A 15,890-nucleotide genomic window follows, 5' to 3' on the forward strand; every position below is an offset into this window, starting at 1 on the left:
AAGTCTGCGAGCACCAAGCACGCGCCATGATCGGCCGCATTGGAGCACACAGGGAAGTTGTCGTTGGCACTATTTGTAGTTCCCATCAACGCAGTACCTGATTGCAGCTCACCGCTGCCTTGCTCACATGAAAACCAACCATGCTTGCTCTGCCGGGGCTTCGGCAGCCTTGGTGCTTGGCGGTCTGCTTTCCGCTGGCGCCCAGGCCCACACCACTTCAGTCGGCTACGAAAACGCTGGCCCTGGCGCGGTCACATTCTGGTACGGCACCTACCACAGTGGCGTGAGCGCCACCGAAGGCAGCCTGTTGGTGACTGGCACGGGGGGTTACTCGTCCACCGTGCCTTTCACTTTATTGGTCGGCACCAAGCCGGCGGGGCTCATCGACGGGACCACCAACTTTTACTCCAACGGCACGGTCCTGGTAGGCACCCCCACCGATGACATCGTTAATTGGCAGGGGGCAACCTTCACGGGCTTGACCCCCGACACCTACACCTTCACTTACCAACCCATCACCAATCCTTCGTCAACCTGGCGCCCCACGGACGACGTCATTCTGTCCAGTTCCGTGACCCTCACATCTTCGGACCTGGGCGGCGGCCTGTTCAGTCCCAATGCCAATACCCGAAGCAGTGGCGCCGCGCAGGTACTGGACAGTCTGGTGGGCTCGGCCACCGGCGAATTGGGCACGACACTCGCGGCGCTGGCCGCCTTGTCGCCGGACCAGCAAGCCGTGGCCCTCCAGCACATCGCACCACAGACCAACCGCGCCTTGAGCCTGGCCTCGGCGCAGACAGTCAACGGGGCGCTGGACACGGTGCAGATGCGCCTGGACGCCGTCCGCACCAGTGGCTTCACGCCCTCCTTGATGGACGATTACCTGAGCGGCAAGCTCATGCTCGCCTCAACCGATTCCGGTGCGGGCCTGGTGTCGGACGACACCCCGCTGACCCATGGTGTATGGGGCAAGCTTTTCGGCAGCGAAGCCCGGCAAGGTGCCAACGGGGGCTACGCCGGCTACAAGGCCAACACCTACGGCTTGTCGGTGGGCACGGACACCCTGGTCAACAACAATTGGGTTCTGGGCGCCGCCTTCACCTTCGCCGACACGGACGTCGGACTGCGCGACAGCTTCGCTGGCGATGGCAGCGACATCAAGACCTACCAGTTGACCGGCTACTTCACGCGTGACTACGGCAAGTGGTACCTCGAAGGGATGCTGGCGTATGCCCGGCAAGAGTTCGACAGCGTGCGCAACACCACCATTTCAGGCATTGCCCAGAGCAGCTTCAATGGGGACCAGTGGGCCACCCGGGTGACTGCAGGCATGCCCTGGGCCGCCAACGACAAGGTCACCCTCACGCCCTCGGTGGGCTTGGAGGTGAACCACTTCCGGCAGGACGGCTACACGGAAACCGGCGCCGGCCCGCTGTCGATGGTGGTGAACGAGCAATCCGCCACGCGGGTCCGCAGCGTGCTGGGCGGCAAGTTGGCGTCAAAGTTCGACTTGAGTGGTGGCGCGGTCTTGAAGCCCTCGGTTCACGCGTTCTGGCGGCACGAGTTCAAGAATAGCGGGGTCGACACCACATCCACTTTCACGGGTGGGGGCGCCACCTTCCTGACGCCTGGCCAAAAGCTGGCGCGCAACACGCTCAACATCGGCGGCTCTTTGGTCTACGAAAAGTCCAAGACCTTCTCGCTCAGCCTGCAGCTGGATGGCGAACGCGCGCCGCATTACGGTTCGGCGTCCGGCCAGATCGTGGGGCTGTGGCGCTTCTAGCCGTCCAGCGCGCTCATCAAGACGCAGGGTGCTGGTAACGGTACTCCTGCGTCCTGCCGCCATAGCCATAAGCCGCGGCGCGCACATCCTCCACGTGGATGTAGCTTTCTTCGTGAAGATCACCCAACAGCGCCGCGAAACCCGCGAAGGCCTCGGCGATGTAAGCCGCCTTCTCGGCCTTGGTGTTGGTCTCGTCGGTGATCTTGATGTCAAAGTAGACGCTGTGCTTGCCTTGTTCGTGCAGCGTTTTGCCACCAACGATCCAGTCTTCTGGATGGACGTAGTCGATGGCGATGGACGTGAGTTCGCGTTTCTTGCCGAGGATGCGGCTGGTGAGGTCGAGCAGCAGGCTGGCAATCTGCCTGGACAACTCCGGAGACCGGTTGGCGCTGACCTTGACATTGAGGATTGGCATGGTGTTCTCCTATGTGATTAGCTATGCAACTATCTGGGTGTGAGACATGTGGGAAGAGCGGTGCTTACTGGAGGGCGGCGCGGACACCCTTGACGCTGTCGACCGTGCTGGAAAAGCTGTCGGGGCCCAGCAGCTTTTTCAACCTGGTCGTGACGGCCGCGCTGGCCTGGTTCAGAGCCTTCTTCATGGCCACGGCCTCGGGCGTAGGGTGGATGGACTGCTCGCGGCCATCGGCTTTCACGCTGCGGCGTTCCACCAGCTGCTTGGCCTGCAAGCCATCGAGTGCCCGGGTGGCCGTCGGCCGGGCAATGTCCAGCAAATCGGCCAACTGGTGTTGCAACATGCCCGGCTGCTCGATCACGGCCCGGAGCATGAAGGCCTGGGGGGGCGTCAAGTCGAAAGGCCTGAAGGCCAGCGCCCACTCGCGCTCCAGCTGGCGCGCCAAGGCGGTGGTGTTGAAGTACAGGCAGTGATCGAACATGGCACAAGGATAACCCCCATTAATTAGCAATGCAACTAGTTTCGCAGGCGTTTCTGGTGTGAATACCGCCTTGCCCGGTGTCACGCCAGCACAGCGGATTTCACGATCTCGTCGATGTCCTTCCTGGCCAGTTCGTTCAGGTCATTGTATTTTTTGACCTTGTATTTCTTTTTGGCGCAGTAGTCCTTCATGATCGGCTGGCTGGGGAAGTTGTTGCTGTCGACCACCATGCTGCGCTTCTCGTGCCGGGCTTTCAAGAAACTCGACAACAAAGGATAGGCCTGCTGGGCCGACCTCAGGTAGGCATTGAAATGCTCGGGGCAACGGTAGTCGTCATTGGACTCCGCCACCCCAATCTGGCCTTCACCCAAGCTCTGCAGATTCATGGGCCGGTCACACAGGCGCGCCCACAGCGCCCCTTGCTTGAAGCGATCCTTGTTCGGGGCGCTGAGCTTGCATTGCCCCACCTCGCGGTAGATGGCGCTGACCTTGTGGGTGGGCAAGACGCCCGATGCCGCAATGACAAACCATTGGATGCGATGGGTGAACTCGCCATGGTCGGGCGAAGCCCCCACGTCCTTCCAGTGGGCTCCCTGAGCGATGTTGTCCAGGAAGGTCTTCGGCTTCACAAACCCCACATAGCGCGGGTGAAAGAACTGGTCCTTGTTGACCGGGTAGTTCAGGTTCTTCTCGAACCGTTCCAACGCCGTGACCAGCACCTTGCTGAACGGATCCTCACCAGAGATGGTCTGCGTCTTCACCTGCTTGGCGATGTCTTGTCGGGTCAAATCGCCTTTGTGGTTGAAGGCACCACCCTTGGCCGCGTTTCCCATGGTGGCCTGGCGCTGGCCGCTTTCCAGTTGTTGCTTGAGATCGGGTTTGAGGCGCTCGTCGATCACCTCGAACATCAACTTCTCAAGCACGCCAAGGGCCTTGTCGATGGGGCCTCGCTCAAGCCCGCCGGACAGCAATGCACCGATCGTGGCGCACGCATCGAGGAAATCCCCATCCACCGCGGCGATGCCCGCAAACTCCTCCAGTAAATGCTTGCGCACGTTTTCTTTCGAGGCCATGTTCAGCTCCCTTGGGCAAAGTGGGTCATGTGTAGCACGCCAGAATACTGAGCCGACCAGGATCGATCAACAGATAACCGCGCTTCGGTTACCATTCCTCCGGGCCGCACCCCATCGTGTGGCCACGTCGCTCGGACGGTTCCGGGCGCTCACGTGAAAGTCATCCCCATGTCTGCTTCTCCAGGCAAGCGCCGCTTTGCGCGCATTGATCGCCTTCCCCCCTACGTCTTCAACATCACGGCCGAACTGAAGCTGGCCGCGCGCCGCCGTGGCGAAGACATCATCGACATGAGCATGGGCAACCCCGATGGGGCCACGCCACCGCACATCGTCGCCAAGCTCACCGAAGTGGCCCAGCGGCCCGACACACACGGCTATTCGGCGTCGAAAGGCATCCCGCGCTTGCGGCGTGCGATCTCGCATTGGTACAAGGACCGGTATGCCGTTGACATCGACCCGGACAAGGAGGCCATCGTCACCATCGGCTCGAAAGAAGGGCTGGCGCACCTGATGCTGGCCACGCTGGACCGGGGCGACACGGTGCTGGTGCCTGATCCTTCGTACCCCATCCACATCTATGGCGCGGTGATCGCGGGGGCGGACATCCGCTCCGTGCCGATCGTGCCGGGCGTGGATTTTTTTGCCGAGCTTGAAAAGGCCATCCGCGGCAGCTACCCCAAGCCCAAGATGATGGTGCTGGGCTTTCCATCAAACCCCACGGCGCAGTGCGTGGAGCTGGACTTCTTCGAGCGCGTGATTGCCTTGGCGCGCAAGCACGACATCTTCGTGGTGCACGACCTGGCTTATGCCGACATCGTGTTCGATGGCTGGAAGGCGCCGTCGATCATGCAGGTGCCCGGCGCCAAGGACATCGCGGTCGAGTTCTTCACGCTCAGCAAGAGCTACAACATGGCCGGCTGGCGTGTGGGCTTCATGGTCGGCAACCCCGATCTGGTGGCCGCCCTGGCGCGCATCAAGAGCTACCACGACTACGGCACCTTCACGCCCTTGCAGGTGGCGGCCATTGCCGCGCTGGAAGGCGATCAGCAGTGCGTGAAAGACATCTGCGCGCAGTACCAGAGCCGGCGCGATGTGCTGTTCAAGGGCCTGACCGAAGCCGGCTGGGACGTTGAATGCCCCAAAGCCTCGATGTACATCTGGGCGCGCATCCCCGAGCACTACCGTGCGCTGGGCTCGCTGGAGTTCGCCAGGCAGCTGATGGAGAAGGCCAAGGTGTGTGTGTCACCCGGCATCGGATTTGGCGACCATGGTGATGATCATGTGCGCTTCGCCTTGATCGAGAACGAAGCGCGGATCCGCCAGGCGGTGCGGGGCATCAAGGCGATGTTCAAGGCGGATGGGGTGAAGCCGCTCAAAGCGCCGGCTTAAGGCGGCGCTTTGACCCCCCGCATATCCTTTGCGCATTGGTGCGAAAGCGCACTGTACTCGTCTCCGTTCACGCCTTATGCTGCATCGGATGGCGCCCAGCCGCAGGAGATGAATTTGCTTGCAGCCCACCTCACCCATGTCCATGGCATCGCCTGAGGCCATGGACAAGCACTACCTTTCACCTCTCTTCGCCCCGCAATCGGTCGCGGTGTTCGCCGGTCAGGCCGACGATCCCGCCAGCCTGACGCCCCAAGCCCGGGCGCTGCACCAGGCCCTGGCCGCGCAGCACTACAGCGGCGCCTTGCGGCTGCTGAACATCCACACCAGCAGTGGCACGCTGGCCGATCTGGTGCAGTCCCGGGCCGATCTCGCCGTGATCGCCTTGCCCGCACCCGACGTCGCCGCAGCCATCGAGTTGGCCGGTCGCATGGCGTGCCGCTCGGCCCTGCTGATGACCAGCGGCATCGGCGCCGAGCAGGCGGACGCCTTCAAGAAAGCCGCGCGGCAGGCCGGCGTTCACCTGCTGGGGCCCAATTCCATGGGCCTGCAGCGGCCCCATTCGCAGCTCAACGCCAGCGTGCTCGGGCCGCTCGCGGCCAGCGGATCGCTGGCGCTGGTCTCCCAGTCGGGGGCCTTGACCTCGTCCATGCTGGACTGGGCCCGCAACAACGCGGTGGGGTTTTCTTCCGTGGTGTCGCTGGGCTCGCACACCGCGGTGGACATCGCCGATGTGCTGGACTTCCTGGCCTTCGACCCGCAAACGCGCAGCATCGTCGTCTACATGGAAGGCATCACCAACGCCCGCCGCTTCATGAGCTCCCTGCGGTCGGCGGCCCATGCCAAGCCGGTGGTGATCCTCAAATCCGGTCGCCAGCCCGCAGGCAACGAAGCGGCCCAAACGCACAGCGCGGCCACCGTGGGCAGCGACGATGTGTTTGACGCCGCCCTGCGCCGAGCGGGCGCCGTGCGCGTGCGCTCCTTCGTGCAGCTGTTTTCGGCGGCCAAGTGCCTGGCCTCCCGCTACCGGCCGGTGGGCCGGCGCCTGGCCGTCATCACCAATGGCGGCGGCCCCGGTGTGCTGGCGGCCGATTGGATCAACGAGATTTCGCTGGAGCTGGGCAAGCTCTCGCCCGAGGCCGCCGCCGAGCTCAAGCCCAGGCTGCCCGAACTGGCGTCTTTGTCCGACCTGGTGGACCTGAGCGAAGAGGCGAATGCCGACCATTTCAAGGCCGCCATCCACGCGGCCGGCGCGGACCGGCGGATCGACGGCGTGCTGGCCATTTTCTCGCCCAAGCCGGGTGTTGACTCGATCGAAGTCGCCCAGGCCCTGGTGGACGCCAACCGAACGGTGGACAAGCCCTTGCTGTCGTGCTGGATGGGCGACACCTCGGTGGCGGCGGGTCGGGCCGTGCTCAAGGACGCGGCCATCCCGACCTTCCGCACCCCCGAGGCGGCCGTGGGGGCGTTTGGCAACATCGCCAGCTTCGCTGAAAACCAATTGCTGCTTCAGCAGACCCCCCCGCCCTTGAGCGCGCTGGCCAAGCCGGACATCGACGCCGCGCGCCTGGTCATCGAAAACGTGCTGGCCGAGCGCCGCAAGGTGCTGACGGAGATGGAGTCCAAGACCCTGCTGTCTGCCTTCCACATTCCGGTGACACAGACCGTCCTGGCGCGCCATGCCAACGAGGCCATGATGATCGCCATGCAATTGGGCTTTCCGGTGGCGCTCAAGATCGACTCGCCCGACATCAGCCACAAGTCCGACGTGCAGGGCGTGGTGCTCGACATCAAGACGGGCGCCAGCGCCCGGGACGCCTACGAGGACATGCTCGACCGGGTCCGGCGGCTGAGGCCCCAGGCGCGCATCAACGGCGTGACGGTGCAGAAGATGGCCCGCCACCGGCGCGGCCGCGAGATCAACATCGGCCTGGTCACCGACGACCCCTTTGGCCCCGTGATCGTCTTTGGCGCGGGCGGCACCATGATCGAGCTGATCAACGACCGTGCCATGGAGTTGCCGCCGCTCAACCAGTTCCTGGCCCGCCGGCTGATCGACCGATCTCGCATCGCCGAAGCCCTGGCCGAGTGGCGCGGCGCCAGCGCCGTGGACCGGGAAGCGCTGGAGCAAGTGCTGCTGCGCGTGTCCGAGATGGTGTGCGAGTTGCCCCAGCTGCGCGAGATGGACATCAACCCCATCATCGTGGACGAGTCGGGTGCCGTGGCGGTGGACGCCCGCATCGTGGTCGACAGCGCGCCGCCGGTGCTGGGCGGCCACCCGGGCCGGCCCAGCGGCCACTACAGCCACCTGGCCATCCTGCCCTACCCCTCGCGACACGAGCAGGTGTGGCCCTTGGGGGGCGGGGGCGAGTTCACCGTGCGGCCCGTTCACACGGACGATGCGCAGATGCTGCAGACCTTGGTCCAAGGGCTGTCGTCCGAGAGCCGCTACTTCCGCTTTGCATCGGCCTTGACCGAGTTGCCGCCCTCCATGCTGGCGCGCTTCACCCTCATCGACTATGACCGCGAGATGGCCCTGGTGGCCGTGCTCAAGGAGCGCCATGTGGGCGACGACGGCGAGCCCGTCCAGACCGAACGCATCATCGGCGTCTCGCGCTACATCACCAACCCCGACCAGAGCAGCTGCGAGTTCTCGCTGCTGGTGGCCGACGACTACGCCGGCAAAGGCGTGGGTTCGCGCTTGATGGAAAGCATCATGGAGGTGGCCCGCGAGAAGGGCCTGTCAGAGATCATCGGGCTGGTGCTGGCGCACAACCGCGGCATGCTCAAGCGCATGAAGGGCCTGGGCTTTGCCGTCAAGCCGTTCCCCGAAGACCCCGACTTCAAGCTGGTGACGCGGAGCCTGTGAGCGCCGCGCCGCCCACGCTCAACGTCCGCCGTCAGGCAGCTCGATCTTCACTTCCAGCACATCGAGGTTGTCCTGGCGCTCCAGGCTCACCTTGATGTCGTCCGGGTTGATGGCGATGTACTTGGTGATCACCGCCACCAGTTCACGCTGCAGGGCCGGCAGGTAGTCAGGGTTGCCATGCCGACCATTGCGCTCGTGCGCCAGGATGATCTGCAGGCGTTCCTTGGCCACCGTGGCGGTTTTTTTCTTTTCACCGAGGAAGAAGGACAGGAAGGACATCTGCTTACCTCCCCCCGAACATGCGCTTGAAGAACCCAGGCTTGACGGCCTCGGTGAAGCGCATGGGTTTGTCTTCGCCCAGGAAGCGCGAGATCACATCCTTGTAGGCCTCGGACACGTCCGACTCGGCCAGGTGGATCGCGGGCAGGCCCTGGTTCGAGGCAGTGAGCACCGATTCGGATTCGGGGATGACGCCGATCAGGGGGATGCGCAGGATCTCCTGGATGTCTTGCAGCGACAGCATCTGGCCCTCTTCAACCCGGGCGGGGTTGTAGCGGGTGATCAGCAGGTGCTCCTTGATGGGCGTTTGCCCCTCGATGGCGCGCTTGGTCTTGGAGGCCAGCATGCCCAGGATGCGGTCGGAGTCGCGCACGGATGAAACTTCGGGGTTGGTCACCACCAGCGCTTCGTCGGCGAAATGCATGGCCAGCAGGGCGCCGGTCTCGATGCCCGCGGGCGAGTCGCAGATGATGTATTCGAAGTCCATCGCCGCCAGGTCGTTCAGGACCTTCTCGACGCCTTCCTTGGACAGCGCGTCCTTGTCACGCGTTTGCGAGGCGGGCAGCACGAACAGGTTGTCGCACTGCTTGTCCTTGATCAGCGCCTGGTTCAGGTTGGCTTCGCCGTTGATGACGTTGATCAGGTCATAGACCACGCGCCGCTCGCATCCCATGATGAGGTCGAGGTTGCGCAGGCCGACGTCGAAGTCGATCACCACGGTCTTGTGGCCACGAAGGGCGAGACCTGACGAAAAGCTGGCGCTGGTGGTGGTTTTGCCCACCCCTCCCTTGCCGGAGGTCACCACGATGATTTTGGCCATCGGTATCGAGTCCTTCTAAGTTAATTGAGTTTGATCGCTTCCATCACCAGCTTGTCGCCTTCAAGGCGGATCTGGGCGGGCTTGCCCAGAACATCGGGTGAAAGGGGCGTTTCAGAGGTGCGGTAAGTGCCTGCGATGGAGACCAGTTCGGGCTCCAGGCAGGTGGTGAAAATGCGGGCATCAAGGTTGCCGCGCGCACCGGCGATGGCCTTGCCGCGCAGCGGTGCGTAAACGTGGATGTGGCCATCGGCGATGACCTCGGCGCCGTTGTTGACGGCCGCCAGCACCACCAGGTCACCGCCCTTGGCATAAACCTGCTGGCCGGAGCGCAAGGGCTTGTGGATCACCATGGTGGGCACGGCGGGGCCGGGCACCTGCACAGGCACTTCGCGGATCACCTCGACCTCGCGGATGACCTCCTGCACCACGGTTTCAACGCGCACCGGCACTTTGGCCGAGGGGCCATCGGGCGCCTCGAACAGGCCTACCGCTTGAGCCGCGGCCATTTGCGCGGGGCTGCCACCCTTGACGGCCACCGGCACCATGCTGTGCTCACGCAGCAAGGCGATCAGGTGGTTGAAAGGGATGGCCTTGTCATCACCCTGGACGGGCGTCAGGTCGATGACCACCGGGTCCTGGTTGAAAAAGTCCGCCGACGCACCAAAGCGCTCGCCCAGCTCAGCGGCCAAGGCCGCCAGGTCGGTGGTTTTCAGCACCACCGCGACCAAGGTCAGCGTGGCACTTTTCAGATCGACGATGAGCGGGGTGTTCCCTTTGGAGACAACAGCCATGGGGCAGCGAGACCTCGAAAGGGATACAGTTTACCGGTTCGTTCGCTCCCGGCCCTGAATCCGCATGCTTGAAGTTCGAGGTTTGACCAAACGTTATGGCCCCGAGCCCGTGTTCGCCCACGTCGATCTGCATGTGCAAGCCGGCGAATTCGTCGCCATCGTGGGCGAATCGGGGGTAGGCAAATCCACCTTGCTGAACTGCCTGGCGGGCCTGGACCGGGCCGACGAAGGGCATGTCACCCTGAAAGGCGCGGACGTGCAATCGCTGAACGAGACCGCGCAAGCGCATTTCCGCAGGCAGCACCTGGGCTTTGTCTTCCAGGCCTTTCACGTGTTGCCGCATTTGAGCGTGGCGCAGAACGTGGGCCTGCCTTTGATGCTGCTGGGCGAGAACAAAAGCACGGGGTATGAAGGCCGTTTGATTCAGGCACTGGCCTCGGTCGGGCTGGACGGCCTGGGCGAACGCCTGCCCCAACAGCTGTCTGGCGGGCAGTTGCAGCGCGTGGCCATCGCCCGCGCCCTGATCCACCGACCGGCGCTGCTGCTGGCCGACGAACCCACCGGCAACCTCGACCCCGAAACCGCCGACAAAGTGATGAGCGCCTTCGTGGCCCAGATCCGCTCGCATCAAACGGCCTGCGTGATGGTGACTCATTCACCCTCGGCCGCGCAACGCGCCGACCGCGTGCTGCGCCTGACCCGGCAAGGCTTGCAGGATGCGGCCTGATTCTTCGCCGGTAGCGACGCTGTTGCGTCATTTCTCCTGGCCGGAGCTGCGGCACCATGGCCTGCGCCATGCCACGGCGGTGCTGGCCGTGCTGCTAGGCGTGGCGCTGGCGTTTTCCGTGCACCTGATCAACGAGTCGGCCTTGAGCGAGTTCAGCTCGGCGGTGCGATCGGTCAATGGGCAAGCTGACCTGAGTTTGCGGGCGGCCCGCGGAGGCTTTGACGAATCGCTGTACCCGCGTGTGGCACGACACCCCGATGTGGCCTTGGCCAGCCCCGTGGTCGAGGTGACGACGCTGGCCATCGGCCCGCGTGGCCAGAAGCAGTCGCTGAGAATCCTGGGGCTGGACCCGCTGGTGGCCGCGCCTCTGGCCCCCGCCATGATCCCCCACCTGGCCAAAGGCGAGGACCGCCTCGCGCTGTTCGCCACCGAGGCGATTTCACTGAACGCGCAGGCCCGCCAGAAGCTGGGGGTGCAAGCCGGCGACACCATCCAAGTGCAGTCGGGCCTGGCCTTGAAGAAGCTGCGTGTGGTGGGCGCGGTCATCGCGGGCGGTGAGGCACTGGGCGTGATGGACATCGCGGGCGCGCAAACCGTGCTGGGCACCCTGGGCCAGCTCAGCCGCATCGACATCAAGCTGGTGGGCGGGGCACAAACCGCGCAGGTGTTGAAAGCCTTGCAATTGCCCGACGGGGTGGTCAGTGACTCGGGCGACGAGTCCACGCAGCGGGTGTCCAACGTGTCGCGCGCCTACCGAGTCAACCTGACGGTGCTGGCATTGGTGGCCCTGTTCACAGGCGCGTTTCTGGTGTTCTCGATCTTGTCGCTGTCGGTGGCCAAGCGGCAGCAGTCCTTGGCGCTGCTGGGCGTGCTGGGCCTGAGCGCGCGTGAGCGGCTGGCATTGGTGATGTGCGAATCAGCCGCCATCGGTCTGTTGGGCTCGGTGCTGGGCATCGCGGCGGGCACAGGCCTTGCCTACACCGCGCTCAAGTTGTTGGCGGGTGACCTGGGTGGCGGCTACTTCCCGGGGATTGCGCCCACCTTGCGGTGGTCGCCTTGGGCGGCCGCGCTGTATGGCAGCCTGGGTGTGCTGGCCGCCATGCTGGGGGGCTGGTTGCCCGCCCAGGCTGCGCAAGACTTGCCGCCCGCCCAGGCCCTGAAGGGATTGGGCGACACGCACCGCGCATCGCGCCTGCCCTGGTCGGGCCCCGTGCTGTTGCTGCTGGGCGTGGCGCTGGCCATGCTGCCGCCCGTGGCCGGTGTGCCGCTGTGGGCTTACCTCAGCGTGGCTTGTCTGTTGATGGGGGGCATCGCCTGTGTGCCTGGCACGGTGGGATTGCTACTGAGCCTGTGGCCCACGCCGCAACGGCCCGCGCCCCTGCTCGCGTTTGAACGCGCACGGCGCATGCGGCACACCGCCACGGTGGCCATCGCAGGCGTGGTGGCCAGCCTGAGTTTGTCGGTCGCCTTGACGGTGATGGTGGCCAGCTTCCGGGGTTCGGTCACCGCCTGGCTGGACGTGGTCCTGCCCGCCGACCTGTATGCCCGCGCCAGCAGCGGCGCGGGCAGCGACACCTTGAACCTGGGCCAGGACCTGCTCGATGACATGCGGCAAGTGCCCGGCGTGCAGCGCGCCGTGGGCATCCGCGTGACCTCGTTGAGCTTGAACCCATCGCTGGGCGATGTGGCCTTGCTGTCGCGCCCGGTGGGCCAAGCCGACCGCAGCCTGCCCCTGGTGGGCGAGCTGCTGCCGCCCAAGCCCGCCCAGGTGTCGATCTATGTGAGCGAGGCCATGGTGGACCTGCACGGTGCCGCCCCGGGCCGCACCTTGCTGCTGCCCTTGCGCGCGGGCCAGGCGCCCGTTCAAGCTTTCGTTCGTGGCGTGTGGCGTGATTACGCGCGCCAGCAAGGCGCCATCATGATCGACCAGGCCGACTACCAGCGTTTGACCGGCGACCATGGCATCAACGACCTGGCTTTGTGGCTGGCCCCCGAAGCGCGCACGCCCGACGTGCAAAGCGCCATCCGCCGTGCCGCAGAAGCGCGCGGCCTGGCGGGGGGTTTGATCGAGTTCGCCGAACCACGCCAGATCCGCGAGACCACCTTGCGCATCTTCGACCGCAGCTTTGCCGTCACCTACTGGCTGCAGGCCGTGGCCATCGGCATCGGCCTGTTCGGCACGGCGGCCAGCTTCTCGGCACAGGTGCTGGCGCGGCGCAAAGAGTTCGGCCTGCTCAGCCACCTGGGCTTCACGCCCAGGCAAGTGCTGGGCATCGTCGGTGGCGAGGGGCTCGTGTTGACTGGCATCGGCGCCTTGATGGGGCTGGGCCTGGGCCTGGCCGTCAGCGTGGTGCTGGTCGAGGTGGTCAACCCGCAAAGCTTCCACTGGACCATGGACCTGCTGGCACCCTGGGATCGGTTGGGCCTGCTGTGCCTGGGCGTGGTGCTGGCCGGCACGGTGACCGCTTTGGTCGCGGGCCGACAAGCCATCGCGCGCGATGCCGTGATGGCGGTGAAGGAGGACTGGTGATGGACCGGCGCTTTTGCCTGCAAGCGCTGGGCAGTCTGGGCACCTACCTGGCCCTGCCAGCTGTCGCCGCCCACCCCGAAATCAAACCTGGTGATGCCTTGCGCTTCCCGCGCGACTTCGGCGCCCACCCCGAGTTCCGCACCGAGTGGTGGTACATCACCGGCCGCCTGCGCACAGCGGATCGGCAAACACTGGGCTTCCAGGTCACGTTCTTCCGATCGCGCGTGGACACGGCCCAAGACAACCCCAGCCAGTTCGCCGCGAAGCAATTGATCCTGGCGCACGCCGCCCTCACCGACGTGGCCAGCCGCCAGTTGCTGCACGACCAGCGCATCGCCCGCGAAGGCCTGGGCCTGGCCGGTGCCAGCACGACCGACACCCACGTGTACCTGCGAGACTGGTCCCTGCAACGCAGCGGCAGCGCCACGCAAAGCCTTTACCAGGCGCAAGTCAAGGCAACGTCATTTGGCTTCAAGCTGGACATGCGCAGCACACAAGCACCCCTGGTGCAGGGCCAGGCCGGCTATTCGCGCAAAGGCCCTCTGCCCAGCCAGGCCACCCGCTACTACTCGCAACCACAACTGGCGGTCACCGGCGAGGTCACCTTGAAAGGCCAGGCGCAAGCCGTCACCGGCCAGGCCTGGATGGACCACGAGTGCGGCGAAGGCTTGCTGGCCCCCGACGCCGTGGGCTGGGACTGGATCGGCATGAACCTGCGCGATGGCAGCGCGTTGATGGCCTTTCGCGTGCGCCGGGCCGATGGCTCGACCTCATGGGCTGGCGGCAGCTTCCGCGCGCCTGGCCAAGCCGCCCGCATCTTCAAACCTGAAGAGGTTCGCTTCATCCCAGGTCGCACCTGGCAGAGCCCCGCCACGCACGCCACCTACCCGGTCGAATGGCAGGTGGACACCCCCGCCGGCCGCTTCACCGTGCGCGCCTTGCTCGACGCTCAAGAACTGGCCGGCCAGCAAAGCACCGGCACCGTCTACTGGGAAGGCTTGAGCGAACTGCGTGACGCCGACCAGCGCGTGGTCGGCGAGGGCTACCTGGAGATGACCGGCTACGCCAACCCCATGGTGCTTTGAGGCACGCTCACAGGCGCAGTGGCCACGCATTTGACGAACTCGTAATCCGACTCGTTGATGCTGCGCGTTTGCAGCCAGTACTTCCAGGTCGAGTTGGGCCAGATCGCGAAGTTGATGCCCTCGGCGGTCTGGTACCAGCTCTTGCAGCCTGACGACCACACCGTGCCCTTGAGCGCCTGCGTCACCTCGCCCAGGAAGCGCGTCATGGCGGCGGGCTTCACATCCAGGTAGTCCACGCCCTTGGCCTTGACCAGCTGAATGCACTTGACGATGTAATCCGCCTGCGCCTCGATCATGAAGATGATGGAGTTGTGGCCCAGCCCGGTGTGCGGCCCCACCAATTGGTACATGTTGGGGTAGTTGGCCGTCGTGATGCCCAGGTAAGACGTGGGGCTGGTCTTCCAGTCTTCCTGCAAGGTATGTCCATGGCGGCCACGCATCTCGAAGTTCTTCATGTAGATGCGCGGGTCCACGATGAAACCGGTGCCCAGGATCAGGCAGTCCATGGGCCGCTCCACGCCATCCCGGGTGACGATGCTGTGCTCGCGGATTTCCTGGATGCCGTTGGTCACCAGCTCCACGTTCTGGCGGTTGAAGGTGGGGTACCACTTGTTGGAAATGAGGATGCGCTTGCAGCCCAGGGTGTAGTCGGGCGTGAGCTTCTTGACCAGGGCCGGGTCTTTCACCTGGTGCGCAATGAACTTCTTGAGCGCCGAGCCACCAATGCGCGCCATCCAGGGATTGAAGATGGGCCACACACGCGACTCGTTGGTCCAGTAACAACGCCAGCGGTGCAGCGTGCGCGTGATGGGCAGGGCCGCGAATAGCTTCTTGCGGAACTCGGAGTACTTGCGCGTGTCGCGCGGGATGACCCAGGCTGGCGTGCGCTGAAACACGTGCAGCTTCTTGACCAGGGGCGCGATCTCCGGCACGTACTGGATGGCGCTGCCGCCGCTGCCCAGGGACACCACCGTTTTGTCGCGCAGGTCGTAACCATGGTCCCACTGGGCCGAGTGCATCACCTTGCCCTTGAAGGTGTCCAGCCCCTTGATGTCGGGGAAGGCCGGCACGTGCAGCGGGCCCGAGGCCAGCACCCAATGGCGCGCGCTGATGACCTCGCCACCCGCGGTCTTGATGGTCCAGCGCCCCGTGCCTTCATTGAACACCGCGCTGATCACCTCCTGGTTGAAATGAATGTGCGGGCGGATGCCGTACTTCTGGGTCACGTGCAGGATGTATTGCTGGATCTCGTCCCAGGGGGCATAGCGCTTGGTCCAGTCGGGCTTGGTCTCGAACGAGTACGAGTACATGTGCGACTGCACATCGCACTCGGCGCCCGGGTAGGTGTTGTCGCGCCAGGTGCCGCCCACCTCGCCGGCTTTTTCCAGGATCACGAAGTCGTGGATGCCGGCCATCTTGAGCTTGACCGCCATGCACAAGCCGCCAAAGCCGACGCCGGCGATCGCCACTTCAACCTGGCGGGGACGGGGGGAGGAGGAAATGGTCGTGTTCTGTGAAGTCATGCGGCACCTTGTTGATTTGTCTCCGAACGCCAGGCCATGGTGCGTGGGCGCTGCCCGGGCCGCCATGCTAGATTTGCCCGTCCAATTGATTATTTCGGCCAAACGGGTGCTGCCTCCGCCCCACCGTG

Annotated in this window: 13 protein-coding genes; 6 read left to right on the forward strand and 7 right to left on the reverse strand. The window is 64.7% G+C overall.

Features of this window, described 5'->3' with window-relative positions; genetic code table 11:
• Positions 1 to 127: 127 nt before the first annotated feature.
• Positions 128 to 1,783 (forward strand): autotransporter outer membrane beta-barrel domain-containing protein, encoded by a 1,656-nt coding sequence (locus LQ232_RS08035; RefSeq protein WP_230179802.1) that lies wholly within the window; start codon positions 128 to 130, stop codon positions 1,781 to 1,783.
• A 16-nt stretch (positions 1,784 to 1,799) separates the two neighbouring features.
• Here LQ232_RS08035 and LQ232_RS08040 read toward each other — a convergent pair whose 3' ends face one another.
• The 3 genes from LQ232_RS08040 to LQ232_RS08050 form a co-directional block, all read right to left on the reverse strand.
• Positions 1,800 to 2,198, reverse strand: coding sequence for a 4-oxalocrotonate tautomerase family protein (locus LQ232_RS08040; RefSeq protein WP_230179803.1), 399 nt, complete (start codon positions 2,196 to 2,198; stop codon positions 1,800 to 1,802).
• Between the two features lie 64 nt (positions 2,199 to 2,262).
• Positions 2,263 to 2,679 carry a MarR family winged helix-turn-helix transcriptional regulator gene (locus tag LQ232_RS08045; protein WP_230179804.1) on the reverse strand — a complete coding sequence of 139 codons (417 nt, stop codon included), beginning with the start codon at positions 2,677 to 2,679 and terminating at the stop codon, positions 2,263 to 2,265.
• A gap of 80 nt (positions 2,680 to 2,759) precedes the next feature.
• Positions 2,760 to 3,752 (reverse strand): LirA/MavJ family T4SS effector, encoded by a 993-nt coding sequence (locus LQ232_RS08050; protein WP_230179805.1) that lies wholly within the window; start codon positions 3,750 to 3,752, stop codon positions 2,760 to 2,762.
• Positions 3,753 to 3,920: 168 nt separating this feature from the next.
• Here LQ232_RS08050 and alaC point away from each other — a divergent pair, with 168 nt between their 5' ends.
• Positions 3,921 to 5,141, forward strand: a complete 1,221-nt coding sequence (alaC, locus tag LQ232_RS08055; protein ID WP_230179806.1) for an alanine transaminase — start codon at positions 3,921 to 3,923, stop codon at positions 5,139 to 5,141.
• A gap of 160 nt (positions 5,142 to 5,301) precedes the next feature.
• Positions 5,302 to 8,007 carry a bifunctional acetate--CoA ligase family protein/GNAT family N-acetyltransferase gene (locus tag LQ232_RS08060; protein WP_230180689.1) on the forward strand — a complete coding sequence of 902 codons (2,706 nt, stop codon included), beginning with the start codon at positions 5,302 to 5,304 and terminating at the stop codon, positions 8,005 to 8,007.
• 18 nt (positions 8,008 to 8,025) lie between these two features.
• On the opposite strand, the gene minE is transcribed toward LQ232_RS08060, so the two are convergent.
• From minE to minC, 3 genes are read right to left on the reverse strand one after another with little or no spacing between them, the layout of a single operon-like run.
• Positions 8,026 to 8,286, reverse strand: a complete 261-nt coding sequence (gene minE / locus LQ232_RS08065; protein ID WP_230179807.1) for a cell division topological specificity factor MinE — start codon at positions 8,284 to 8,286, stop codon at positions 8,026 to 8,028.
• Between the two features lie 4 nt (positions 8,287 to 8,290).
• Entirely contained in the window at positions 8,291 to 9,106 is an 816-nt protein-coding gene (gene minD / locus LQ232_RS08070; protein WP_230179808.1) for a septum site-determining protein MinD, read from the reverse strand.
• A 20-nt stretch (positions 9,107 to 9,126) separates the two neighbouring features.
• Positions 9,127 to 9,897 carry a septum site-determining protein MinC gene (minC, locus tag LQ232_RS08075; RefSeq protein ID WP_230179809.1) on the reverse strand — a complete coding sequence of 257 codons (771 nt, stop codon included), beginning with the start codon at positions 9,895 to 9,897 and terminating at the stop codon, positions 9,127 to 9,129.
• A gap of 64 nt (positions 9,898 to 9,961) precedes the next feature.
• Here minC and LQ232_RS08080 point away from each other — a divergent pair, with 64 nt between their 5' ends.
• Genes LQ232_RS08080 through LQ232_RS08090 form a run of 3 tightly spaced genes read left to right on the forward strand, consistent with a single transcriptional unit; the run spans position 9,962 to position 14,239 of the window.
• Positions 9,962 to 10,624, forward strand: coding sequence for an ABC transporter ATP-binding protein (locus tag LQ232_RS08080; protein ID WP_230179810.1), 663 nt, complete (start codon positions 9,962 to 9,964; stop codon positions 10,622 to 10,624).
• Entirely contained in the window at positions 10,614 to 13,154 is a 2,541-nt protein-coding gene (locus tag LQ232_RS08085; RefSeq protein WP_230179811.1) for an ABC transporter permease, read from the forward strand. Before LQ232_RS08080 ends, LQ232_RS08085 begins: the two co-directional genes overlap by 11 nt.
• Entirely contained in the window at positions 13,154 to 14,239 is a 1,086-nt protein-coding gene (locus tag LQ232_RS08090) for a lipocalin-like domain-containing protein (RefSeq protein WP_230179812.1), read from the forward strand. Before LQ232_RS08085 ends, LQ232_RS08090 begins: the two co-directional genes overlap by 1 nt.
• Here the strand turns inward: LQ232_RS08090 and LQ232_RS08095 are convergent.
• Positions 14,215 to 15,762, reverse strand: a complete 1,548-nt coding sequence (locus tag LQ232_RS08095) for an NAD(P)/FAD-dependent oxidoreductase (protein ID WP_230179813.1) — start codon at positions 15,760 to 15,762, stop codon at positions 14,215 to 14,217. The genes LQ232_RS08090 and LQ232_RS08095 overlap by 25 nt on opposite strands.
• Between the last annotated feature and the right edge of the window lie 128 nt (positions 15,763 to 15,890).

Origin of the sequence: Aquabacterium sp. CECT 9606 (genome assembly GCF_918741295.1) — a bacterium.
Taxonomy (GTDB): Bacteria; Pseudomonadota; Gammaproteobacteria; order Burkholderiales; family Burkholderiaceae_C; genus Aquabacterium.